We start from the raw sequence: 20,774 nt of genomic DNA, 5'->3' as shown, positions 1-20,774 counted from the left end.
AAGCCGGACGGCGGCCCGGACCGGACCGGCGAGCAGGCCGACGGCCCGGCCCGGACCCGCAAGCAGGACGGCGGCCCCGACCGAACCGGCAAGCCGGACGGCGGCCCGGACCGGGCCGGCGAGCGGGCTGACGCCGGGTGGGGCGGTGGCTCGGGCGTGGCCGCAGGTGGGGTTGGCGCGCCGCTCGGCGGGGGACCCGGGGGCGGTGCGCCGATGAGCGACGAAACCGCCCTGGTCTCCCCCTCCGCCTCACGCCCCGCGAGGAAGCGCCCCGCGGGGAAGGCGGAGGGGGGTGGTCGGGGCCCGCGGAGCGAGGTGTGGCGGTCGCGCCGGTACCGGTGGGACCTGCGCTGGAGCCCGTACGCCTTCGTGGCGCCCTTCTTCCTCTTCTTCGCCGCCTTCGGGCTCTTCCCGCTCCTCTACACGGGCTGGGCGGCGCTGCACCAGGTGGAGCTGACCGACCCGGACTCGATGACGTGGGTGGGGCTGAGGAACTTCACCCGGCTGTGGGACGACGCGTTCTTCTGGAACGCCCTGCGCAACACCGTCACCATCGGTCTGCTCTCCACGGTGCCGCAGCTCGCCATCGCGCTGGGCCTGGCCCACCTGCTGAACTACAGGCTGCGCGGCTCCGCCTTCTTCCGGGTCGCGGTGCTCACCCCGTACGCGACCTCGGTGGCGGCCGCCACGCTCGTCTTCGTGCTGCTCTTCGGCCGGGACCACGGGATGGTCAACTGGGCCCTGTCGGCGGTCGGTTTCGACGCGGTGGACTGGCAGAACGGCACCTTCGCCTCCCAGCTGGCGGTCTCCACCATCGTGATCTGGCGGTGGACCGGCTACAACGCGCTGATCTACCTGGCGGCCATGCAGGCCGTGCCGGGCGAGCTCTACGAGTCCGCGGCGCTGGACGGGGCCTCGCGGTGGCAGCAGTTCCGGCACGTGACCGTGCCCTCGCTGCGGCCGACGATCTTCTTCACCTGTGTGGTGTCGACGATCGGGGCGACGCAGCTGTTCGGCGAGCCGCTGCTGTTCAACGGCGGGGCGGGCGCGACGGGCGGCTCGGACCACCAGTTCCAGACGCTGGGGCTGTACCTGTACGAGCAGGGGTGGGTGAACCTGCACCTGGGGCGGGCCTCGGCGATCGCGTGGGCGATGTTCCTGATCCTGCTGGTCATCGCGGGCGCGGCGCGGCTGCTGCGCGGAAGGGAGGCCTCCCGATGAGATCACTGCGCGCGGGCCGGCTCACCTACGTGGTGCTCGCCCTGTTCACCGTCGGCTCCCTCTTCCCCCTCGTATGGACGGCAATCGCGGCCTCCCGGAGCAACACCCGGCTGGCGCAGACGCCGCCGCCGTTCTGGTTCGGCGGGAACCTGGGGCGCAACCTCCAAGTGGCCTGGACCGATGCCAACATGGGCACGGCGCTGCTGAACACCGTGGTCGTGGCGGGCACGGTCGCGGCGGGCACGGTGGCGTTCTCCACGCTGGCGGGCTTCGCCTTCGCCCGGCTCCGCTTCCGGGGGCGCCGGCTGCTGATGGCGCTGGTGGTCGGGACGATGCTGATCCCACCTCAGCTGAGCGTGGTCCCGCTGTACATGCTGATCGCGCAGCTGTCCTGGACCGACCGGCTCCAGGCGGTGATCCTGCCGACGCTGGTGTCCGCCTTCGGGGTGTTCTTCATGCGCCAGTACCTGGGGCAGTCCCTGCCGGTGGAGCTGGTGGAGGCGGCGCGCACGGACGGGGCGAGTTCGCTGCGGATCGTGTGGCACGTGGTGTTCCCGGCGGCCCGGCCGGCGATGGCGGTGCTGGCCATGCTGACCTTCGTCATGGCCTGGAACGACTTCTTCTGGCCGATCGTCGCGCTGACCCAGAACGGCAGCCCGACGGTGCAGGTGGCCCTGACCGGGCTGGGCCGGGGCTACATCCCCGACCAGTCGGTGATCATGGCGGGCGCGTTGCTGGGCACGCTCCCGCTGCTGCTGGTGTTCCTCGTCTTCGGCCGCCAGATCGTCGGCGGCATCATGCAGGGAGCGGTGAAGGGATGACAGACGCACGGTTCCCAGACGGGTTCCTGTGGGGCACGGCCACCGCGGCCTTCCAGATCGAGGGGGCGGCCGGGCTGCGCGAGCCGTCCATCTGGGACACGTTCTGCCGTACGCCGGGCAAGGTGTACGGCGGCCACACCGGCGAGGTCGCCGTGGACCACCACCGGCTGTGGCGGGACGACGTCCGGCTGATGGCCGAACTGGGGCTGGGAGCCTACCGGTTCTCGGTGTCCTGGCCGCGGGTGCTGGCCGGCGGGATCGGCTTCTACGACGCGCTCGTCGACGAGCTGCTCTCGTACGGGATCAAGCCCTGCGTGACCCTGTACCACTGGGACCTGCCGCAGGAGCTGGAGACCGAGGGGGGCTGGCCGGAACGGGAGACGGCGTACGCCTTCGCCCAGTACGCCTCCCAGGTCTCGGCGGCGCTGGCCGACCGGGTGGAGCTGTGGACCACCCTCAACGAGCCCTGGTGCAGCGCCTTCCTCGGCTACGGCTCCGGGGTGCACGCCCCCGGCCGCACCTCCCCCGCGGACTCGCTGCGCGCCGCCCACCACCTCAACCTGGCGCACGGCCTAGCCGCCGCCGCGCTGCCCGCCTCGGCGAGGACCGGCATCGCGCTCAACCTCGGCGCGGTACGGCCGCTGACCGGCTCGGCGGCCGATCTGGACGCCGCGCGCCGGATCGACGCCCTCGCCAACCGGATCTTCACCGAGCCGCTGCTGCGGGGGGCCTACCCCCGGGACCTCCTCGCGGACACCGCCTCCGTGACGGACTGGTCGTTCGTCCGCCCCGGCGACGAGGCGCTGATCCACCGGCCGCTGGGCTTCCTCGGCGTGAACTACTACACGCCGACGGTGGTCTCGGCGGCCTCCGACGGCCCGCGCGACGACGGACACGGCGGCGGGGAGCACTCCCCCTGGCCGGGAGCCGAGGACGTGGCCTTCCACCAACCCCCCGGCGAGCGGACCGACATGGGCTGGTCGATCGACCCGACCGGCCTGTACGACCTGCTCGAACGCTGCGCCCGCGAGGCACCCGGCCTGCCGCTGCTGGTCACCGAGAACGGGGCGGCGTACGCACCGGACCTGCACGACCCGGCGCGCATCCGCTACCTGGAGGCCCACCTGGCCGAGGTCCACCGGGCCCTGGCCGACGGCGCCCCGGTGGAGGGCTACTTCCTCTGGTCGCTGATGGACAACTTCGAATGGTCCTACGGCTACAGCAAGCGCTTCGGCATCGTGCACGTCGACTACGAGACCCAGGCCCGCACCCCGCGCTCCAGCGCGCACTGGTACGCGCGGCTGGCCCGGACGGGGGCGCTGCGGGCGGGCTCGTAGGTTCGCCGCCATGCGCCTCACCGCACGGTCGCGGCCCGGCCGCGGCCGACCCCCGGCCGCTGCTCGCTGTGGCCCGGCTGCAGCAGGCGTCAGCGGAAGGCCGGGGCGGAGCGGGCCGCCCAGTCGGCGAAGGGACGGGCCGGGCGGCCGAGTATCCGCTCCACGGCGGGACTCGGCACCAGTTCGGCGGGCAGCGGTGCGCCGAGGATCGCGAGGGTGCCCTCCACGACCGGTTCGGGCATGAAGGCCAGCATCTGGGCGGCGGCCTCCTCACGGGTCTGCTCGACGAACCGCACGGACTCGCCCAGGGCCGCGCCTATCTCCTCCGCCCGCTCCCGCGGGGTGGTCAACGCCGGTCCGGTGAGCTCGTAGGTCCGGCCGGTGTGCCCGGGCTCCCGCAGGGCGGCGGCCGCCACCTCGGCGACGTCCGCCGGGTCGACGGTCGGCAGCCCGACGTCGCCGAAGGGGGCCGCGGCCGTGCGCCCCGTACGGATCGACTCGGCCCAGGCGAAGGCGTTGGAGTTCAGGCCGCCGGACCTCAGGACCGTCCACTCCAGGCCGGACCGGCGGACCGCCGCTTCGAATGCGGCGGCGTGCCCATAGACCTCGGGGCGGGTGCCGACGCCCTGGGTGGAGAGCAGGACGACCCGTCCGACCCCGGCCGCCCGTGCCCGGTCGAGGATGCCCTGCGGGTCCTCGCCGGCGACGAGCAGGAACAGCGCCTCCGCCCCTTCGAGCACGGGCAGCAGCCCCTCCGGCTCGGCGAGGTCGGCCTGATGGTGGCGGACCCCGTCGGGCACCTCCGCGGGCTTCCTGGACACGGCGGTCACCTGCTCCCCCGCCGCGGCCAGGATCCGTACGAGCTCCCGTCCGACATTGCCCGTCGCACCTGTCACCACGATCACAGCATCCCCCTATGCGTTGATGAACAACCGACTCAGTTAGTTGGCTGACTCACTTCTGACCATAGCCGCTTCCCCCTCACGCGTCTACAGTTAGTCAGGTGACTGACTCAAAGAAGGCCCGGCGAACCTCCGGCAAGCGGGAACGGCTCGCGGCCGCCGCGGCCCAGGTGCTCCACGAACAGGGCATCGCCCAGACCACGCTCGCGGACATCGCCCAGGCGGCGGACGTCCCGGTGGGCAACGTCTACTACTACTTCAAGACCAAGGACCAGCTCGTCGAGGCCGCGATCGACGCCCACGCCCAGAGCCTCCAGGGCCTGATCGGCAGGCTCGACGAACTCCCCACCCCCCAGGACCGGTTGAAGGCCCTCGTGAACGGCTGGGCCGAGCAGCGCGATCTCACCGCCCGCCACGGCTGCCCCACCGGCACCCTCGCCTCGGAACTCGACAAGCGCGCCGACGGACTCGACCAGTCCATCGCCCAGGTCATCCGGACCCTGCTCGACTGGACCGAGCAGCAGTTCCGGGCGATGGGCCGCGCCGACGCCCGCGATCTCGCCGTCGCCCTGATCTCCGCCTACCAGGGTGTCTCACTCCTCACCAACACCTTCCGCGACCCGGACCTCATGACCGCAGAGGCCCGCCGCCTGGAGCGCTGGATCGACTCCCTCCCCCAGGGCGCCGACACCCCGTCGACCTAGGCGCCGAAGGCGTCGGCGTGGTCGTTCACCCAGGTCTCGAAGGTGCGGGCCGGGTGGCCGGTGAGGTGCTCCACCGCATCGGTGAGGTCGACCGGGAGGCCGTCCGTGGAGGCCCAGTAGTCGAGCAGGGCGTCGGCGTAGGAGCCGGGTATGTAGCCGTCGACCTCGGACTTCCACTGCTCGGCGGTGACGGCCTCGAAGGGTATGGGCCGGCCGAGAGCCCGGCCGAGTATCGCGAGCTGGGCCGCGAAGGTCAGCGACTGCGGTCCGGTCAGGGTGTAGGCGCGGCCCCCGAGGGCGGAGTCGGTGAGCACGGCGCAGGCGGCCTCCGCGAGGTCGGCCTCGTGGACGGGGTCGCAGTAGGCGCCGGGGTAGGGCAGGTGGACCGGGCGGCCGGACTTCAACGACCAGGCCCAGCCGAGGGCGTTGCTCGCGAAGGACCCGGGGCGCAGCAGGGTGGTGCGCAGCGAGGAGGCCGTCAGGGCCTGTTCGACGGCGAGATGGGACGCGGACAGCGGGCTGTCGGCGGCATCGGGGGAGAGCACCGAGGAGGAGGACAGGAGCACGACGTGCTCGACCCCGGCGGCGACGGCCTCCTTGACGAAGGCGTCGATTCCGGCGGCCTCGGCGTAGAGGAAGACGGAGCGGACCCCCTCGAGGGCGCCGGGGAAGGTCACAGGGTCGGAGAGGTCGCAGTGGACGGTATCGGCGCGGTCCGGCTCGCGGGAGGCGAGGCGGTGCGGGATGCCGCGGGAGGTGAGGAGGGCGGAGAGTCCGCGGGCGACGGCGCCGCGGCCGCCGGTGACGAGGATCGACATGACGATTCCTTCTCTCTCGATCTGACGCGCTCGGACGTTCTGACGTGCTCGGATGTTCTGGGTCGGGCGGATCCTCGATACGATAGATCCGTGACACAGATTCTGCGTTGCGCATTCTCTGCGCCACACAGATAAATTTGGAGCATGGAGAAGCCGATGTCAACCGATTCCCCTCGTACGGGTGATGAGTGGAGCCGCGCGGAGCTGCTCGCGCGCATCGTCACCGAAAGCCAGCGGCACTACGCCGACTACTCCCTCTTCAACCAGGCCATGGCCGACCACGTCGGCCTGCACCCCACCGACATGCAGTGCGTCGCCCTCCTCGACATGGAGCCCGGCCCCGTCAGCACCGGCGACATCGCCCGCCTCACCGGCCTGACCTCCGGCTCCGCCACCCGCCTCGTCGACCGCATGGTCAAGGCGGGCATCGTCGAGCGGCACGCCGACCCCCACGACCGCCGCCGCTCGCTCGTCTCCCTCTCCCCCGAGGCCCGCAAGCGGATCGGCGCCGCCTGGGACACCCCCGGCCGGGCCTTCGGCGCCGTGCTGGAGAACTACTCCGACTCCGAACTCGCCGTCATCGCCGACTACCTGCACCGCGCCGCCGAGGTCGGCCGGGCCCAGGCCAAGCGGCTGACCTCCGGCGAAGCCGGCTGACAGGGTCTTCCGAAGAGGCCAACGCGTTCCTCGCGCGCCTGCCCGCCGCGCTCTGCCCCATCGGAACGCTCATGCTCGTCAACGAACGCGACGGCATCGGTGCCGCCGGCACCGTCGCCGCCGCGCTCTGGCTCGGCCAGGCACTCGGCGGCCCCGTCATCGGCCGCCTCGGCGACCGCCGCGGCCACCGCAACGTGCTGCTCGTCGCCTGCGCCGCGAACGCCGCCGCCCTCACCGCCCTCGTCACGGCCGTCCTCTCCGGCCTGCCGCTCGCCCCCCGCATGGCCCTCGCCGTCGCGGCCGGGCTCACCGTCCCCCAGGTCGGGCCGCTGGCCCGGGCCCGCTGGGCGCGGCTGGCCGGCGCGGACAAGCGACTGCTGGGGTCGGCCCTGTCCTTCGACACCACCCTGGACGAGGTCGGCTTCGTGTTCGGCCCGGCGCTGGCCGGGATCCTCGCCGTGACCGTGCACCCCGCGTCGGCCCTCGTGCTCGCGGCCGGGCTGATCCTGGTGTTCGGATCTCTCTTCGCGGTGCATCCGACCGCTCCCGGCCCCACCTCCCCGGCCCCGGGCGCGCGGGCCGACGTACGGCTGTGGTCGCCCGGGCTGGTGCTGCTCTTCGCGATGTCCGTGCTCCAGGGCGCCGCGTGGAGCAGCGCCAACACCGGGGTCAACGCGCTCGCCGAGTCCCTGCACCAGCCGGGCGCGGCCGGGCTGATATGGGCGGCCATGGCCGTGACCAGCTCGATCGCCGGACTCGTCACGGTGGCCCGGCCCGGGTCGGCGGATCTGACCGCGCGGCTGCGGTGGACGATCGCCGTCCAGGCGGTCCTCACGCTGCCACTGCTCGCCGTGTCGGGGCTGATCGGCGCCACCCTCGCCGTCTCCGGCATCGGGCTGGCCGTGGCCCCGCACCTGATCGCGCTCTTCGGTCTGGTGGAGCGCACCGGTCCGGCCGCGCGGATGGGCGAGGCCATGACCGTGGTCGCCAGCGGCCTGATCCTCGGCCAGGCGGTGGCGGCGGCCGCCTCGGGACCCCTGGCCGCCACCTACGGCTACCGGGCGGCCTTCGCCGTGGCGTGCGCGGCCGTGGCCGCCTCCGCCGCCCTGTCAGTCGTCGCCGCTACGAGGACTGCAGCGCCCCCAGCGCCTTCCCCATCTCCTCGGCCGTCATCACCGGACCGACCTCGATCTCGGCGTTGAAGTCCTGGAACAACTCCCACGACAGCGACGGCATCGTCGCGCTGTCCTGCAGGTCGAAGACGATCCAGCAGGACCGCACGCCCTCGTGCAGGCCGAAGTAGGCCGCCTCCGGCCTGACCTTCTCCAACAGCCTCTTGACCGCCTGGGGCAGGGCCCCGCTCTTGATGCCCTCGTTCGAGGCTGCCGTGTCCAAATGGGCCCTGAGCATGACTCTCATGCGCGGCTCCTTCCGTCAGGGCCACCCTGGGCGGGCCCGGACGGCGCGGCAACATCTCCGCGACCGTACGGGCGGCCGCTGTACGGGTACTACGCCCCCTGGATATGGAAGTTGAAGTCGGCGTGGCCGAACTTCCCCATCAGCTGCAGCCAGATCGGCAGCACCATCTCCACGCCCCGCGCCGTCTGGATGCCGCCGAGGTCGAGGATGCTCGCCTCCGGCCAGCCGAAGGAGAGCAGCAGCTCGCGCACCTCCTTCTTGGCGTCCTCGTCGTCGCCGGACAGGAAGACGTTGTGGTCGCCGGACACCCGGGCCGGCTCGACCATCACCGCGCTGGTCATGGTGTTGAGCGTCTTGACCACCCGGAGCCCCGGGAAGGTCCGCTGGATGAGCTCGCCGAGGCTGTCGGTGTTCACCGGGTCGAGCACGGGCGGCCAGCCCCCCGAGAAGTCGAGCGGGTTGGCGATGTCGATCAGCACCTTGCCTTCGAGGTGCCCGGCGTCCGCCGCGGTCAGCGCGTCGATGCTGACCCGGCCACCGGTGGCGTTGACGAGGACCTCGCCCTGCCGGGCGGCCTCCGCGAAGGTCAAGAGCTCCACCTGCGGGTGCTCGGCCCGCCACGAGGCGTACGGGGGAACCGGGACCCCGGTGGCGGCCGGTTCGGTACGGGCCAGCGTGGTGGCGGGGTCACGCGTGCCGATGACGACGTCGTGCCCCAGGGAGACGAGCCGGGCGGCCACCGTACGGCCCACGATCCCTGTTCCGAGTATTGCGTAGCGCATTGCGGAATTCCCTTCACGCGGAAGCTCCGGAAGCCCGGGCGTTCCGGCTTCCCGCAGCCCCAACTACACCGGCCCGCAGGGAATTCCGGGCCCGTCCGCCCTTCGGTACGGCGATACCTGTCAGTCCAGGATCCCCACGTCGTAGAAGAACTGGTATCTCGTCGGGTCGTCCGGCAGGAACCAGTGGAAGCCCTCCTCGAAGAAGACCGCCACGATGTTGACCGCGATCACCAGCCCCAGGAACCACAGCGCGAGCATCCCCGCCGTCCGCAGCGGTCCCGGCGCGGTCGCCGGGACGGTCCGGGCCGCCGTCGAGTGGGCGAAGGCCATGACGATGCCGACGGCGACCACCGAGGCCTGGAAGAGGATCCACGCCCACACGTACAGGTGCAGGCCGAAGACCTCGCTCCCGTAGCCCTTGTCGCCGGGCAGGATGTGCAGCATCGTCTGCCGCCAGGAGGCGAAGGAACCCGCGATCACCCCGACGAGGGACAGGCCCCAGCCCATCATGTAGTCGCGGCCGCTCACCACACCGTGCGACAGCGCCGCCCGGACGACCGACGCGGCGCCCATCGCCGCCAGCAGCATGAACATCCGCTGCACGATGCAGAGCGGGCACGGGTACTCCCACAGCCCGAACTGGTAGAAGAGGCCGCCGCAGACCACACCCGTCCAGCCGACGGCGAAGAAGCACGCGAACCAGTACTGGGCCCGCCCGAGCAGGCCGCCCGTCGGCGCCGCCTCCGGGAGGAGGCTGTGCATCGCGGCCACCGTCAGTAGCTCAGATTCAGGGCGAGGCTGCTGGTGATGTGGTGTGCCATCAGCAGGATCACGGCGAGCAGCATGATCCACCACGCTCCGAGCACGACCATCCGGGACGACTCCCGGTACATGGCGATCAGCGTGGCGAGGAGGCCGCCGAAGATGAGGGTGTCCATGCCGCGGACCGTACCGATCCACGGACATGCCGCCCACGAGGCGCGCCCCCGGCCCTCCCCCGTTACGTCAGTTGCTGCGCCGCTTGCGCCGGGCGCGCCGGGTCCGGACCCCGCCCGGGCCGCCGCGGGTGCGGCCGTCCACGCCGATCCAGACCCGCACCTCGGTCCCGCCGAGCACCGAGCGCCCCAGCCGTACGTCGCCGCCGGTCGACTCCGCGACCCGGCGCACGATGTCCAGTCCGAGGCCCGTCGACCCGTCGCGGGCGCCGTCGTTGCCTCGGCGCAGGGCGGCGTCCGGGTCGGCGATGCCGGGGCCCGCGTCCGATACGAGCACGATGACCGCGTCCGAGGCGTCGTGGACGTCCACCGCGAAGGGGGTGCCCTCGGGGGTGTGCCGGAAGACGTTGCCGAGCATGGCGTCGAGGGCGGCGGCCAGTTCGGGGCGCGCCACGGGGATCCGTACCGTACGGTCCACCCCCGCGAGCCGCACCTCGCGGCCCTCGTCCTCCGCCAGCGCCGACCAGAAGGCCATCCGGTCGCGGATCACCTCGGAGGCGTCGCAGCCGGCATTCACGCCCGCGCCGGAAAGGCCGGTCGCGGGGCGCTGCTCGCGGGCCGTACGGATGATCGTGTCGACCTCCCGCTCCAACTGCTCCACGGCGGCACGGGTCTGCTCGGCGGCCGGGCCGTCCCCGAGCGAGGCCGCGTTGAGCCGCAGCACCGTCAGCGGCGTCCGCAGCCGGTGCGACAGGTCGGCGGCCAGCTCCCGCTCGTTGGCGAGGAGTTCCACGACCTGGTCCGCCATCGCGTTGAACGCGACGGCCGCCGAGCGGAGTTCCTTCGGCCCGGCCTCGGGTACCCGGGCCCCCAGCCGGCCCTCGCCCAGCTGGTGCGCGGCGTCCGCGAGCCGCTCGGCCGGCCGGACCAGCCGGGCGCCGAGCCGGTCGGCGACCGCCACCGAGCCCACGATCAGCGCCAGTCCGACGCCCGCGAGGATCAGCCAGGCGGTCGTGACGCCATTGCTGACCTCGCTCTCCGGTACGTAGATCTCCACGACGGCGATGTCCCCGGAGCCGAGCGCGATCGGCTGGAGCAGCGCCGAGCCGCCGCCCGCGACCGAGGCCGACGTGGCACGCCCGATCCGCCGGGTCTCGGCGACGACGCGCTCGCCCGCCCGGCCCTCGCCGATGTCCACCGGCGCGCTGCCGCCGATCGCGGGCACGTGGACGGCCATCCGCCGGGCCGCGCCCATCTGCGTGGACTCCACGGCCTTGCGCAGCTGCACCGGGTCCGTGGTGATCGACAGGGTCGGCCCGATGGTGGCGGCCTGCCGCTCAGCGTTGGAGAACGCCCGGTCGCTGGCCATCTCCTTGACGACGAGCCCGAGCGGCACCGCGAAGGCCACGACCACCATGACGGTGACCGCGAGGCACACCTTGACCAGTGCCCACCTCACTGGGGCGGCTCCAGCTTCACCCCGACGCCCCGCAGCGTGTGCAGGTAGCGGGGCCGGGCGGCGGTCTCGCCGAGCTTGCGGCGCAGCCAGGACAGGTGGACGTCGATGGTCTGGTCGTCCCCGTACGACTGCTGCCAGACCTCGGCGAGCAGCTCGCGCCGGGCCACGACCACCCCGGGCCGCCCGGCGAGGAAGGCCAGCAGGTCGAACTCCCGGCGCGTGAGGTCCAGTACGGTCCCGTCGAGCTCGGCCTGGCGGCGCAGCGGGTCGATGGCCAGCCCGCCGACGCGCAGGACGCGCGAGGGGGGCTCGGCCGCGGCGGCCTGCGAGCGGCGCAGGACGGCGGCCATCCGGGCGGACAGGTGCTCGACGGAGAAAGGTTTGGTCAGGTAGTCGTCGGCGCCGTCGTTGAGCAGCCGGACGATCTCCGCCTCGTCGTCGCGCGCGGTCGCGATGATCACGGGTACGTCGGTGATGCCGCGCAGCATCTTGAGCGCCTCCGACCCGTCGAGGTCGGGCAGCCCGAGGTCGAGGATGACCACGTCGAAGCGGTGGTGGGCGACCTCGCGCAGGGCCTCCAGGGCGGTGCCGACGCTCCGCACGGTGTGCGAGGCCTCGGTCAGGTGCCGGATGAGGGCGGAACGTACGAACTGGTCGTCCTCGACCACGAGCACACTTGCCATGGCCCGCACGGTAGCCCATTCGGGGGACCCGGGGAGGGGCCGAGCGGCTCTTGTGGCAGGTGGTGCAGTATGTCCCTCGATGCTGCGAGGACTTGTACATGCCATGGCTTGGACGCTGGCGACCGGGGCGGCGGTGACGCTGTCCTGGTGGGGCGTGCACACCGTCATGTCGGGCACGGCCTACGATCCGCCGCTCGCGGTGCCGCTGGCCGGGCAGCCGCTGTCCTCCTCGACGCACCGCGCGCAGCTGGCGGAGTCGCCGTCCCCCGCGCCGTCCGCCTCCGCCTCCGCGAGCCCCTCCGCCTCGCCGTCCGCGGTGCCGCCGTCCGCCAAGCCCTCGCAGAAGGCCTCGCCAAGCCCCCGCTCCACCGGCCAGAAGACGGACGGCGGGGACCAGGGCGACGTGAAGGCCTACCCGCTCTCCGGCGGGCAGGTCGTCTTCTCCCTCGGGGCTTCCTCGGCCGAGCTGGTCTCGGCGACCCCGGCGGCCGGCTGGCGGATGCAGGTGTGGAAGCAGGAGTACTGGATCCGGGTCACCTTCACCAAGGACGGCCGCGAGGTGTCGGCGTTCTGCACCTGGCACGACCACGCGCCGGCGGTGGAGATCGTCGACCCCTGATCACGCCGGCAGCGTGCCCACCAGTACGAACTCGTTGTACGGGAAGACCTTGCCCATGGGGCGGGGGAACGGGAAGGAATAGGTGCGCTTCACCGCGATCCCGGCGCGGCTCGCGTGGCGGAGCAGCTCCTCGAAGCCGACCCAGCGGATGTGGGTGGCGTCGGAGCGGAAGCCGACCTCCTGCGGGGTGATGAAGACGACCGAGCCGCCCGGCTTCACCAGCGGAAGGTACTGCTCCAGGATCGAGGCCGCCGTGTCCTCGTCCACGTGCTCCAGCAGGTGGGCGGCGAGCAGGCTGTCGAAGGACCCCGGCCCGCAGTCCGGCGCGGCGGCCAGCTCGTCGGGGGTGTAGGCGGTCAGTCCGCGCTCGCGGCAGGTCTGCACGGAGTGCGGGTTGTGGTCGACTCCGACGCTGTTCGGGCCGCAGTTCAGCAGGTTCCGCCCCAGGCCACAGCCGATGTCCAGGACCCGGCCCAGCTTCAGCCTCTGCAGGTTCCACCGGTACGGCGCCTGCGTGGGCAGCAGCCGCTTGATCCCGTTCTGCTCGAGGCGGGCGAGCCGCTTCGTGTAGTCGGAGGTGGCGGTGCTGGGGGTTTCGGGGTTGGCGGGGAAATCAGACATCGTCGGCCGTCTCCTGACGCGTCGTAGAGGGGCAGCCCTCCCGGATGCGCACAGGCTACGCATGGCGGCCGCCCTCCGGGAGTCCTCCGCCGATCTTTGTCCGAACGTTCTCCGTCCGCATCCCGTGAAGCCCCCGAAGCCCTGCTCCCCAAGCGTTCTCCTAGCGGAACACCGAGGGCGGGGGCTGCGGCGAGGCCACCGCCGAGGCGTCCGCGACGGGCGCCGCGCCGCCCGCGAAGTCCGCCAGGGCGCGGCCGTGCTCGACCCGGCCCGGGTGCGGATCGCTCGCGACGCGGCGGGTGAACTCGGCGACCGGCAACTCCCGGTCGGCGGCCACCAGGACCGCGTTGCCGAAGCGTTTCCCCCGCCACACCACGGGGTCCGCGGCCAGCGCCAGCTCCGCGAACCGGGACGCGGCCGTCGCGATCTGCCCCCGCAGGTGCGCGAGCGGCGGACCGTCCGCCAGGTTGGCCACGTACCACCCGGTGGGCGCGAGGGCACGGCGTACGTCGTCCAGGAATTCGGTGCTCGTCAGGTGCGCCGGGGTGCGCGCCCCGCTGAACACGTCCGCGATCACCAGGTCCGCCCAGCCGTCCGGCACCTTGGCCAGGCCGGCCCGCGCGTCCACGGCGCGGACCCGGACCCGCGCCTGCGGATCCAGCGGCAGGTGCTCCCGCACGAAGGCCACCAGCTCGGCGTCGATCTCCACGATCTGCTGGGTGGAGCGGGGGCGGGTGGCGGCGGTGTAGCGGGCGAGGGTGAAGGCGCCGCCGCCGAGGTGCACCACGTTCAGGGGCTGCCGGGCGGGGGCGGCGAGGTCGATCAGGTGGCCGATCCGCCGCTGGTACGCGAAGTCCAGGTACCCGGGGTCGGCCAGGTCCACGTGCGACTGCGGGGCCCCGTCGATCAGCAGGGTCCAGGCGTCCGCGCGCTCCCGGTCCGGCGCCAGCTCCGCCCGGCCGCCGCCCACCTGTCCGACGACCGGCTCGGCGGCGCCGCGTCCGCGCTGCTGCTGCCTGCTGCCCTTGCCTCTGTCCTTGCCTGCCACGACCCCATTGTCGCCGGTCAGCGGCAGTTGTCGGCGGCCTCGATCAGCCGGGCCGCCTCGCCGAGCGCCGCCCGCAGCACCTCGGGGTCGGTGACCGGGCCGACGGCGTCCGGCGGGAGCAGCCACCCCGTGGCGCCGGCGGTCGGCGAGACCGCGTCGCCGAAGCGCATCCCGCGCCCGTCGGTCTGCGTACACGCGCTGCCCGGCAGGTCCCAGGCGTCGGCGGTGCCGGGCGGGACGAGGAAGCCGAGGGTGTCGCCGGAGCCGTCGTGCAGGACCGGGCCGACCCCGCCGGCCTGGCTGGCGGCCCGGCGGATGATGTCCACCGCCTCCAGTCCCTGCCGGGCGGGCACGGTCACGAGGTCCAGATCCGTGTTCGTTCCAGTGCTCTCCATGCCGCCCTCCATCAAGGGGAACCCCTCCTCGATCCGTATCCGCATGGGTTCAACGCACGGGAACGTCAACGGGTGCGGCGGCAAGACGCTGCAAAGGATGGCAGTTCATGGCGGATGGCGGGTGAGATATCCCTTTTGTAGCCAAACACCGCATGCGCGACCCCTCGCTGGCGGTACGTTCATGCGCGCCGGGCCCACCTTTACTCCACCTGCCACAGCACCGGCACTGCGTTCCTTGCCAGAGAGGCCACGTCCATGGCGGCGTCCCCCCACTCACCCAACTCCACGTTCCGGCGGCTGCGCGGGCAGCACTCCCCGGCCGAGTTCGCGGCGCTGGTACGCCGGGCGGCGAAGGAGATCGGCGAAACGGTTTCCTGCGACGCCCGCTACATCGGCCGGGTCGAGTCCGGCGAGATCCGCTGCCCCAACTACGCGTACGAGCGGGTCTTCCTCCACATGTTCCCCGGCCGCACCCTGGCCGACCTCGGGTTCTCGCCGCGCGAGGCCGTCCGCGGCCGCTCGGCGCAGCTCATCGGCCGTTCCGGCTCCCATTCCGGCTTCAAGGAGAGCGACGTGCTGCGTCGCGCGTTCATGGCGGGCGGCTCCGCGACCGTGGCGGCCGCGACGATCGGCCTCACCCTGCTCGGCGACACCCGCCGGCTCCCCTCCCGCGCCGGCGAGTCCGAGGCCGCCGCCGTCGAGGACGCCGTACGCCAGATCCGGCTCCTGGACGACCGGCACGGAGCCGACGCCCTCTACCGCAGGGCCGCCGAGCCCCTGCGCACCGCGTACGCGCTGCTCGACGCGGGGGCCACCCGGCAGTCCACCGAGGACCGGCTGCACGCGGGCGCCGGTGAACTGGCCGTCTCGGTCGGCTGGCTGGCCCACGACTCCGGGCGCTTCGACGACGCCCGCTCGCACTACGCGGAGGCCCTCGCCACGGCCCGGGTGGCGGGGGACGCGGGCCTGGAGGCGCACGCCTTCAGCAACATGGCGTTCCTGGCACGGGACTGCGGGCGCTCGCGCGAGGCCGTACGGGCGGCCCAGGCGGGCCGCCGCGCCGCGCGCTCGCTGGGCTCCCCGCGGCTGCTCTCCCTCCTGGCCCTCCGGGAGGCGGGGGGCTGGGCGGGGCTGGCGGACCGCAAGGCGTGCGAGGAGGCGCTGACTCGGGCCCACACGGAGTTCTCCCGGGGGGAGGCGGGGGCGGACCCCGAGTGGATGTCCTTCTTCGGCGAGGCCGAGCTGGAGTACCTGGAGGCCAGGTGCTGGGCGACCCTCGGCGAGCACGCCCGCGCGGCCCGGCACGCGCGGCGGGCCGCCGACCTGCAGGATCCGCACTTCGCCCGGAACGTGGCCCTCTACACCGCGGAGCTGGCCGGTGACCTGGCCCATGCGGGGGCGCCCGACGAGGCCGCCTGGGCCGGTGGGCGGGTGCTGGACCTGCTGACCGAGGTCCAGTCGACGCGGATCCGGTCCATGCTGTCGGAAACGGCCCGCACGCTCGTCCCCCACCAGCGCTCCCCCCGAGTGGGCGCCTTCCTGACCCGCCACGCCACCGTGTGACCGGGGCGCGGCCCCGATCGCCGCGTTACGCGTCCAGGTGGCCCGTGTCGTTCCAGCGCTCCAGCGCGGGGGCCCCGTACGCCCAGCCGAGGACCGAGAGGGAAGTGGGGTCCAGCCGGATGCGGGCCCCGAACGACGCCTCGAAGCCGAGCCAGCGCGCGGCCAGCGTCCGCAGGATGTGCCCGTGGGCGAAGACCAGCACGTCGCGCTCCGCCGAGCGGGCCCACGCGACGACCTCGTCCGCGCGCGCCGCGACATCGGCGACGGACTCGCCGCCCGGGACCCCGTCGCGCCAGATCAGCCAGCCGGGGCGGATCGCCTGGATCTCGGCCGGGGTCATGCCCTCGTAGTCGCCGTAGTCCCACTCCATCAGCGCGTGCCACGGGTCCGCCTGCGCCCCGAAGCCCGCCAGGTCACAGCTCTCGCTCGCGCGCACCAGCGGGCTGGTGCGGACCTCCAGGCCGGGCAGGCCCTTCCACGGGTCGCGGGCCAGCCGCTCGCCGAGGAGCTTCGCGCCCCGCTTGCCCTCCTCCAGCAGCGGCACGTCCGTGCGCCCGGTGTGCTTGCCCAGCTGGGACCATGCCGTCTGGCCGTGGCGGGCCAGCAGGATGCGGGGGGCCATGTGTTCTCTCCCGGTACGTGATGGTTCCGTCCATCATCCATCACATGAACACCACCCGGCCCCGCGGCCGTTTTCCCGGCTTTCCGGTGTAAGTCCTCGATTGTCAGTGGCGGATGGGACACTTCCGCCCGTGAGCTCCTACCCGCCCAGCAGCCCCGCGCCGCCGACGACACTGCGGCAGCGGCTCGCCGGCCTGCGCGGCCCCGCCGTGCCGCCCCGCCCGCTCGACGCCCGGGCACTGGCGGCCCTCGCCGCCAACCCCGGCTGTGGCAGACGCGCCCTGCTCGACGGCGCCGGCGTCGACAAGACCGCCCTCGCCTCGGCCCTCGGCTCGCCCGCCTCCTTCGGGCAGTCGCAGTTCGCCATCGTCCGCGGGAACTCCTTCGAGGCCAAGGTCAAGGGCGACGGCGGAGCCGAGCTGCTGCGGCTGGTCCACGACCACCTCGACCCCGGCGCCGAGCCCCCCGGCCCCGGCGCCCCGGTCCCCGACCTGGCCGCCGCCGGGCCCGAGGGCCGCGCCGCCCGCACCGCGCTCGCCCTGCGCGAAGCCACCTCCGCGGGGGCCTGGACCCTGCTGGACCACCCGATGCTGGCCCTGGAGGTGGCCGGCTCGCCCGCCTATCTGGAGCCCGACGCCGTCGTCGTGCATCCCGACGGCCGCTGGACCGTGGTGGAGATCAAGTCGTTCCCGATGATCGACGGGTCCGCCGACGCCGCGAAGGTGGGCGCCGCCGCCCGTCAGGCCGCCGTGTACGTGCTCGCCCTGGAGAAGACCGCCGAGAAGCTGGCCGGCGCCGAGGTCGGGCACACCGTGCTGCTGGTCTGCCCCAAGGACTTCTCCAACCTGCCCACCGCCTCGCCCGTCGACATCCGCCGCGAGCGCTCCGTGACCCGGCGTCAGCTGGACCGGCTGACCCGGGTCGAGGAGCTGGCCGCGGCCCTGCCCGCGGGCCTCAGCTTCGACCCGTCGCGGACCGCCGAGGAGCTGGCCGAGGCGGTCGCCGCCGTGGACGCCTCCTACGCCCCCGAGTGCCTGGCCGCCTGCGAGCTGGCCTTCCACTGCCGGGACCGGGCCCGCGCCGCCGACGAGGTGACCGCGCTGGGCCGTTCCGTACGGGGCGAGCTGGGCGCGCTGACCACCGTCGAGGCGGCCCTCGCGGCTGCCACCGGGCACGGCCCCGCCGACGATCCCACCGCGGCGGCCCTGCACCACGCGGCCCGGCTGCGCGCCGAGGCCCTGGACCTGGCGGCGGAGGCGAGCGCATGTCCCTCCTGAGCACCCTGGCCCGGCTGGAGGCCCTGCGGGCGGGCCGAGCCCAGCCGCTCGCGACCGTACGGCACCGGCATCTGAGCGAGCGCCCGCTGGTCTTCGTACCGCTGACGACGGCGGGCGAGGCCGGGGCCCCGCTGGGCGCCCTGGTCGGCACCGATCCGCGGGAGCCCCGGCTGCTGGTCGTGCCGCAGCCGCGCGACCGCGATCTGCGCTGGTCCTTCCTGGCCGACCTCGCGGACGAGGTCCTGCCCTACGTGGACGCGTACGGCGACGAGGTCGAGCTCGTGGAGCGCAGCGAGGCCGATCCGGAGACGGGCAAGAGGGTCAAGGTCGAGGCCGAACTGTGCCTGGACGCACCGCAGCTGATCGTGCCGAGCCGGGCGGGCATCGAGTACGTACGGCTGCTGGGCCGGTCGATGCGGTTCCGGCGTACGGCCGAGGAGGATCCGGAGAATCCGTATCCGGCGCCCGCGCGGGTGCCGATGCTGGGGCGCTGGTTCACGCACCTCGCGGAGCGCTCGCGGGTGCCCGGCTCCTCGATGCTGCTGTCGGCGACGGACCTGCTGTCCCGGCACTGGGCCACCGGTCAGAGCAACCTGGAGGACCAGCACCTGGGCGCCCTGCTGGCGTGGATAAGCCCGCCGGAGGGCGCGTCCGGCGCGGAGGCGGCCCTGCGCGCCGAGCTGGCCCGGGACCGGGACGGCTCGCTGCTGGTCCCGCCCGCCGGCCCGGCCACCGATCCGGCCTTCGACAACGGGCTGCTGGCCCCCGCCGTGGCCCGGTACGACGCCGCGCGCTCCGCGGACCCCCGGGACGAACGGGCGCTCGCGCGCGCGGAGGCCGAGGTACGGGCCCTGGTCGCGGCCCAGATGCGGCCCACCTGGGAGGCGGTGTGGCGCTCGGTGGACCTGCTGCGCGCCCTGCCGCCCGGCGAGCGGGCCGAGGAGCGCTGGACCCGCGACCGCTGGTCCTACACCGGCCACCGCGACCGCGTACGGGCGGGCGAGCCGCCGCAGCCGCGCCGGGACGACGCGGTGACGGCGGCGCAGAAGCTGGCCACCCGGGAGACCGAGCAGGTACGGCTCGACGCCCAGGAGGCGCTGGACGACCCCCTGGTGATGGCGGGCCGGCGGCTCGCGGGCGAGGCCTTCGCCGGTGAGGTCACCGAGGTGGTGATGGAGTGGACGGAGTCGAAGCGGCCGAGTCCGCGCCCGCTGGTGACGGTGGCCACGGAGGACCGGCCGCAGCTCGCGGAGGACGGCGGCGGGAAGGTGTACCGGTCGCTGGACGGGCGCCCGCAGAGCGCGCGGTTCGTGCGCTTCGAGGAGGACGGCGGGCTGGTGCTGCGCCTGCTGGACAAGATGGGCCGCGGCCGGGACCCGGAGCCCGGCTCGGTGCCGGAGAAGGGCGACCGGGTGTGCTGGACGCTCTTCGAGCACGACGCGCGCGGCGGCCCGAAGCTGCCCGATCCGGAGAACACCCCGTGGACGCACGGGGGCCCGCCCGGATCCGCCGCCGCCATCCCGCTGCCCGACGCCGTGACCGACGAGGATCTTCTGTGACCGCGACCTTCGACCCGGGGGCCGCGGCCGCCGAGGCGACCGCCGCCATCCTGCACGACACGCTGCACGGGACCGAGCGGGGCGTGGTCGTCGACTCCCCGCCCGGGGCCGGCAAGTCCACCCTCGTGGTGCGCGCCGCCCGCGAGCTGGCCGCGGCCGGGCGCCGGCTGATGGTGGTCGCGCAGACCAACGCGCAGGTCGACGACCTGGTGCTGCGGCTCGCCGACAAGGATCCGGAGCTGAAGGTCGGCCGGCTGCACAGCAGCGACGGCGACGCCTACGACCCGGCGCTGCGGGAGCTCCCCTCGGTCACCCTGTCGGCCAAGCCCGGCGACCTGGCCGAGCTCCCCGTCACCATTTCCACGGCGGCGAAGTGGGCCTTCGTCAAGGACGTCGAACCGTGGGAGCACGCGATCGTGGACGAGGCCTACCAGATGCGCTCGGACGCGCTGCTGGCCGTGGCCGGGCTGTTCGAGCGGGCGCTGTTCGTGGGCGACCCGGGGCAGCTCGACCCCTTCAGCGTGGTCGGCGCGGAGCAGTGGGCCGGCCTGTCCTACGACCCTTCCGCCTCGGCGGTGTCGACCCTCCTCGCGCACAACCCGCAGCTGCCGCAGCACCGGCTGCCCGTGTCCTGGCGGCTCCCGGCGACGGCGGCGCCGCTGGTCTCGCGCGCCTTCTACCCGTACACGCAGTTCCGCAGCGGTACGGGGCCGGGCGAGCGGCTGCTGTCGTACGGGGTCCCCTCGGACGGGTCGGGCCCCGACCGGGTCCTGGACGAGGCCGCCGAGTCGGGGTGGGGCCTGCTGGAGCTGCCCGCGCGGCACACCCCGCGCAACGACCCGGAGGCGGTGCACGCCGTGGCCCTGGTGGTCCGCCGCGCCCTGGACCGCGGAACGGTCACCAGCGACGAGCAGTCCTCGGATCCGTCCCCCCTCACCCCCGACCGCATCGCCGTCGGCACCGCCCACCGCGACCAGGCGGCCGCGGTCCGCGCGGCACTGGCCTCGCTCGGCGTCACGGGTGTCACGGTGGACACGGCGAACCGCCTCCAGGGCCGCGAGTACGACCTGACGGTGGTCCTCCACCCCCTCTCGGGCCGCCCGGACGCGACGGCCTTCCACCTGGAGACGGGCCGCCTGTGCGTGCTGGCCTCCCGGCACCGGCACGCGTGCGTGGTGGTGGCCCGGGCGGGCATAGCGGAACTCCTGGACAACCACCCGTCGACGGAGCCGGTCCAGCTGGGCGTGACGGTGAAGTTCCCTGATGGCTGGGAGGCCAACATGGCGGTCCTGGCGCACCTCGCCGAACACCGCGTCGCCTGGCGGGCCTGAGG

23 protein-coding genes are annotated in these 20,774 nt (G+C 73.7%); 11 read left to right on the top strand and 12 right to left on the bottom strand.

Translation table 11 applies throughout. The features are described 5' to 3' along the window. Positions 1-213: 213 nt before the first annotated feature. Genes ACGFYU_RS25795 through ACGFYU_RS25785 form a run of 3 tightly spaced genes read left to right on the top strand, consistent with a single transcriptional unit; the run spans position 214 to position 3,379 of the window. The gene (locus ACGFYU_RS25795) at positions 214-1,221 is read left to right on the top strand and encodes a carbohydrate ABC transporter permease (RefSeq protein WP_393829684.1); all 1,008 of its coding nucleotides are present in this window, start codon (positions 214-216) and stop codon (positions 1,219-1,221) included. Then, on the top strand, positions 1,218-2,042 hold the full coding sequence (locus ACGFYU_RS25790; RefSeq protein WP_393829683.1) for a carbohydrate ABC transporter permease: 825 nt from the start codon (positions 1,218-1,220) through the stop codon (positions 2,040-2,042). Before ACGFYU_RS25795 ends, ACGFYU_RS25790 begins: the two co-directional genes overlap by 4 nt. Continuing rightward, positions 2,039-3,379: a GH1 family beta-glucosidase gene (locus ACGFYU_RS25785; protein WP_393829682.1), complete on the top strand. Its 1,341-nt coding sequence runs from the start codon at positions 2,039-2,041 to the stop codon at positions 3,377-3,379. The genes ACGFYU_RS25790 and ACGFYU_RS25785 overlap by 4 nt, the downstream gene beginning before the upstream one ends. Positions 3,380-3,468: 89 nt before the next feature. Here the strand turns inward: ACGFYU_RS25785 and ACGFYU_RS25780 are convergent, their stop codons facing one another. Next, the gene (locus tag ACGFYU_RS25780; RefSeq protein ID WP_393829681.1) at positions 3,469-4,284 is read right to left on the bottom strand and encodes an SDR family oxidoreductase; all 816 of its coding nucleotides are present in this window, start codon (positions 4,282-4,284) and stop codon (positions 3,469-3,471) included. 98 nt (positions 4,285-4,382) lie between these two features. Here ACGFYU_RS25780 and ACGFYU_RS25775 point away from each other — a divergent pair, with 98 nt between their 5' ends. Continuing rightward, positions 4,383-4,985: a TetR/AcrR family transcriptional regulator gene (locus ACGFYU_RS25775; RefSeq protein WP_393829680.1), complete on the top strand. Its 603-nt coding sequence runs from the start codon at positions 4,383-4,385 to the stop codon at positions 4,983-4,985. Here ACGFYU_RS25775 and ACGFYU_RS25770 read toward each other — a convergent pair. Then, positions 4,982-5,803, bottom strand: coding sequence for an NAD(P)H-binding protein (locus ACGFYU_RS25770; RefSeq protein WP_393829679.1), 822 nt, complete (start codon positions 5,801-5,803; stop codon positions 4,982-4,984). The two genes, ACGFYU_RS25775 and ACGFYU_RS25770, sit on opposite strands and share 4 nt — an antisense overlap. 156 nt (positions 5,804-5,959) lie before the next feature. Here ACGFYU_RS25770 and ACGFYU_RS25765 point away from each other — a divergent pair, with 156 nt between their 5' ends. Next, positions 5,960-6,460, top strand: a complete 501-nt coding sequence (locus ACGFYU_RS25765) for a MarR family winged helix-turn-helix transcriptional regulator (RefSeq protein WP_393829678.1) — start codon at positions 5,960-5,962, stop codon at positions 6,458-6,460. A gap of 71 nt (positions 6,461-6,531) precedes the next feature. Further along, on the top strand, positions 6,532-7,662 hold the full coding sequence (locus tag ACGFYU_RS25760; protein ID WP_393829677.1) for an MFS transporter: 1,131 nt from the start codon (positions 6,532-6,534) through the stop codon (positions 7,660-7,662). Here the strand turns inward: ACGFYU_RS25760 and ACGFYU_RS25755 are convergent. From ACGFYU_RS25755 to ACGFYU_RS25730, 6 genes are all read right to left on the bottom strand, one after another. Further along, the gene (locus ACGFYU_RS25755) at positions 7,583-7,879 is read right to left on the bottom strand and encodes a DUF3303 family protein (RefSeq protein WP_393829676.1); all 297 of its coding nucleotides are present in this window, start codon (positions 7,877-7,879) and stop codon (positions 7,583-7,585) included. The genes ACGFYU_RS25760 and ACGFYU_RS25755 overlap by 80 nt on opposite strands. 89 nt (positions 7,880-7,968) lie before the next feature. After that, a complete protein-coding gene (locus tag ACGFYU_RS25750; protein WP_393829675.1) occupies positions 7,969-8,661 on the bottom strand; it encodes an NADPH-dependent F420 reductase in 693 nt (230 codons plus the stop codon). 120 nt (positions 8,662-8,781) lie between these two features. Continuing rightward, positions 8,782-9,423 (bottom strand): disulfide bond formation protein B, encoded by a 642-nt coding sequence (locus ACGFYU_RS25745; RefSeq protein WP_393829674.1) that lies wholly within the window; start codon positions 9,421-9,423, stop codon positions 8,782-8,784. An 11-nt stretch (positions 9,424-9,434) separates the two neighbouring features. Further along, entirely contained in the window at positions 9,435-9,599 is a 165-nt protein-coding gene (locus ACGFYU_RS25740) for a DUF5993 family protein (RefSeq protein WP_393829673.1), read from the bottom strand. A 67-nt stretch (positions 9,600-9,666) separates the two neighbouring features. After that, complete coding sequence (locus ACGFYU_RS25735; RefSeq protein WP_393829672.1) at positions 9,667-11,055, bottom strand: sensor histidine kinase; 1,389 nt, start codon at positions 11,053-11,055, stop codon at positions 9,667-9,669. Further along, the gene (locus tag ACGFYU_RS25730) at positions 11,052-11,738 is read right to left on the bottom strand and encodes a response regulator transcription factor (protein WP_215019570.1); all 687 of its coding nucleotides are present in this window, start codon (positions 11,736-11,738) and stop codon (positions 11,052-11,054) included. The genes ACGFYU_RS25735 and ACGFYU_RS25730 overlap by 4 nt, the downstream gene beginning before the upstream one ends. A 79-nt stretch (positions 11,739-11,817) precedes the next feature. On the opposite strand from ACGFYU_RS25730, the gene ACGFYU_RS25725 reads away from it, so the two are divergent. Continuing rightward, entirely contained in the window at positions 11,818-12,357 is a 540-nt protein-coding gene (locus tag ACGFYU_RS25725; RefSeq protein WP_393829671.1) for a hypothetical protein, read from the top strand. Here ACGFYU_RS25725 and ACGFYU_RS25720 read toward each other — a convergent pair whose 3' ends face one another. The 3 genes from ACGFYU_RS25720 to ACGFYU_RS25710 all read right to left on the bottom strand — a co-directional run bounded on the left by ACGFYU_RS25720 (position 12,358) and on the right by ACGFYU_RS25710 (position 14,421). Then, positions 12,358-12,978 (bottom strand): class I SAM-dependent methyltransferase, encoded by a 621-nt coding sequence (locus ACGFYU_RS25720; protein WP_393829670.1) that lies wholly within the window; start codon positions 12,976-12,978, stop codon positions 12,358-12,360. A gap of 160 nt (positions 12,979-13,138) precedes the next feature. Beyond that, entirely contained in the window at positions 13,139-14,026 is an 888-nt protein-coding gene (locus ACGFYU_RS25715) for a spermidine synthase (protein WP_393829669.1), read from the bottom strand. Positions 14,027-14,043: 17 nt separating this feature from the next. After that, positions 14,044-14,421 carry a hypothetical protein gene (locus ACGFYU_RS25710; protein ID WP_393829668.1) on the bottom strand — a complete coding sequence of 126 codons (378 nt, stop codon included), beginning with the start codon at positions 14,419-14,421 and terminating at the stop codon, positions 14,044-14,046. A 255-nt stretch (positions 14,422-14,676) separates the two neighbouring features. Between ACGFYU_RS25710 and ACGFYU_RS25705 the strand changes: the two genes are divergently transcribed. Continuing rightward, positions 14,677-15,984, top strand: a complete 1,308-nt coding sequence (locus ACGFYU_RS25705; protein ID WP_393829667.1) for a tetratricopeptide repeat protein — start codon at positions 14,677-14,679, stop codon at positions 15,982-15,984. 25 nt (positions 15,985-16,009) lie between these two features. Here the strand turns inward: ACGFYU_RS25705 and ACGFYU_RS25700 are convergent, their stop codons facing one another. Further along, on the bottom strand, positions 16,010-16,606 hold the full coding sequence (locus tag ACGFYU_RS25700) for a histidine phosphatase family protein (RefSeq protein ID WP_393829666.1): 597 nt from the start codon (positions 16,604-16,606) through the stop codon (positions 16,010-16,012). Positions 16,607-16,736: 130 nt separating this feature from the next. On the opposite strand from ACGFYU_RS25700, the gene ACGFYU_RS25695 reads away from it, so the two are divergent. Genes ACGFYU_RS25695 through ACGFYU_RS25685 form a run of 3 tightly spaced genes read left to right on the top strand, consistent with a single transcriptional unit; the run spans position 16,737 to position 20,772 of the window. After that, a complete protein-coding gene (locus ACGFYU_RS25695; RefSeq protein ID WP_393829665.1) occupies positions 16,737-17,882 on the top strand; it encodes a hypothetical protein in 1,146 nt (381 codons plus the stop codon). Beyond that, positions 17,870-19,441 (top strand): hypothetical protein, encoded by a 1,572-nt coding sequence (locus tag ACGFYU_RS25690; protein ID WP_393829664.1) that lies wholly within the window; start codon positions 17,870-17,872, stop codon positions 19,439-19,441. Before ACGFYU_RS25695 ends, ACGFYU_RS25690 begins: the two co-directional genes overlap by 13 nt. Continuing rightward, positions 19,438-20,772 (top strand): AAA domain-containing protein, encoded by a 1,335-nt coding sequence (locus ACGFYU_RS25685; protein ID WP_393829663.1) that lies wholly within the window; start codon positions 19,438-19,440, stop codon positions 20,770-20,772. Before ACGFYU_RS25690 ends, ACGFYU_RS25685 begins: the two co-directional genes overlap by 4 nt. The last annotated feature ends 2 nt before the right edge of the window (positions 20,773-20,774 follow it).

Origin of the sequence: Streptomyces sp. NPDC048337, from assembly GCF_043201175.1 — a bacterium.
Lineage (GTDB): Bacteria > Actinomycetota > Actinomycetes > Streptomycetales > Streptomycetaceae > Streptomyces.
Note: the sequence above shows the minus strand (reverse complement) of the source record. Positions and strands in the feature narration are given on the sequence as shown.

Bases quoted from the DNA above. Each gene is read 5' to 3' on its own strand.
- ACGFYU_RS25795 (WP_393829684.1), top strand. From the start codon at position 214: ATGAGCGACGAAACCGCCCTGGTCTCCCCCTCCGCCTCACGCCCCGCG.
- ACGFYU_RS25790 (WP_393829683.1), top strand. From the start codon at position 1,218: ATGAGATCACTGCGCGCGGGCCGGCTCACCTACGTGGTGCTCGCCCTG.
- ACGFYU_RS25785 (WP_393829682.1), top strand. From the start codon at position 2,039: ATGACAGACGCACGGTTCCCAGACGGGTTCCTGTGGGGCACGGCCACC.
- ACGFYU_RS25770 (WP_393829679.1), bottom strand. From the start codon at position 5,803: ATGTCGATCCTCGTCACCGGCGGCCGCGGCGCCGTCGCCCGCGGACTC.
- ACGFYU_RS25765 (WP_393829678.1), top strand. From the start codon at position 5,960: ATGTCAACCGATTCCCCTCGTACGGGTGATGAGTGGAGCCGCGCGGAG.
- ACGFYU_RS25760 (WP_393829677.1), top strand. From the start codon at position 6,532: ATGCTCGTCAACGAACGCGACGGCATCGGTGCCGCCGGCACCGTCGCC.
- ACGFYU_RS25755 (WP_393829676.1), bottom strand. From the start codon at position 7,879: ATGAGAGTCATGCTCAGGGCCCATTTGGACACGGCAGCCTCGAACGAG.
- ACGFYU_RS25750 (WP_393829675.1), bottom strand. From the start codon at position 8,661: ATGCGCTACGCAATACTCGGAACAGGGATCGTGGGCCGTACGGTGGCC.
- ACGFYU_RS25745 (WP_393829674.1), bottom strand. From the start codon at position 9,423: ATGCACAGCCTCCTCCCGGAGGCGGCGCCGACGGGCGGCCTGCTCGGG.
- ACGFYU_RS25740 (WP_393829673.1), bottom strand. From the start codon at position 9,599: ATGGACACCCTCATCTTCGGCGGCCTCCTCGCCACGCTGATCGCCATG.
- ACGFYU_RS25730 (WP_215019570.1), bottom strand. From the start codon at position 11,738: ATGGCAAGTGTGCTCGTGGTCGAGGACGACCAGTTCGTACGTTCCGCC.
- ACGFYU_RS25725 (WP_393829671.1), top strand. From the start codon at position 11,818: ATGCTGCGAGGACTTGTACATGCCATGGCTTGGACGCTGGCGACCGGG.
- ACGFYU_RS25720 (WP_393829670.1), bottom strand. From the start codon at position 12,978: ATGTCTGATTTCCCCGCCAACCCCGAAACCCCCAGCACCGCCACCTCC.
- ACGFYU_RS25710 (WP_393829668.1), bottom strand. From the start codon at position 14,421: ATGGAGAGCACTGGAACGAACACGGATCTGGACCTCGTGACCGTGCCC.
- ACGFYU_RS25705 (WP_393829667.1), top strand. From the start codon at position 14,677: ATGGCGGCGTCCCCCCACTCACCCAACTCCACGTTCCGGCGGCTGCGC.
- ACGFYU_RS25700 (WP_393829666.1), bottom strand. From the start codon at position 16,606: ATGGCCCCCCGCATCCTGCTGGCCCGCCACGGCCAGACGGCATGGTCC.
- ACGFYU_RS25690 (WP_393829664.1), top strand. From the start codon at position 17,870: ATGTCCCTCCTGAGCACCCTGGCCCGGCTGGAGGCCCTGCGGGCGGGC.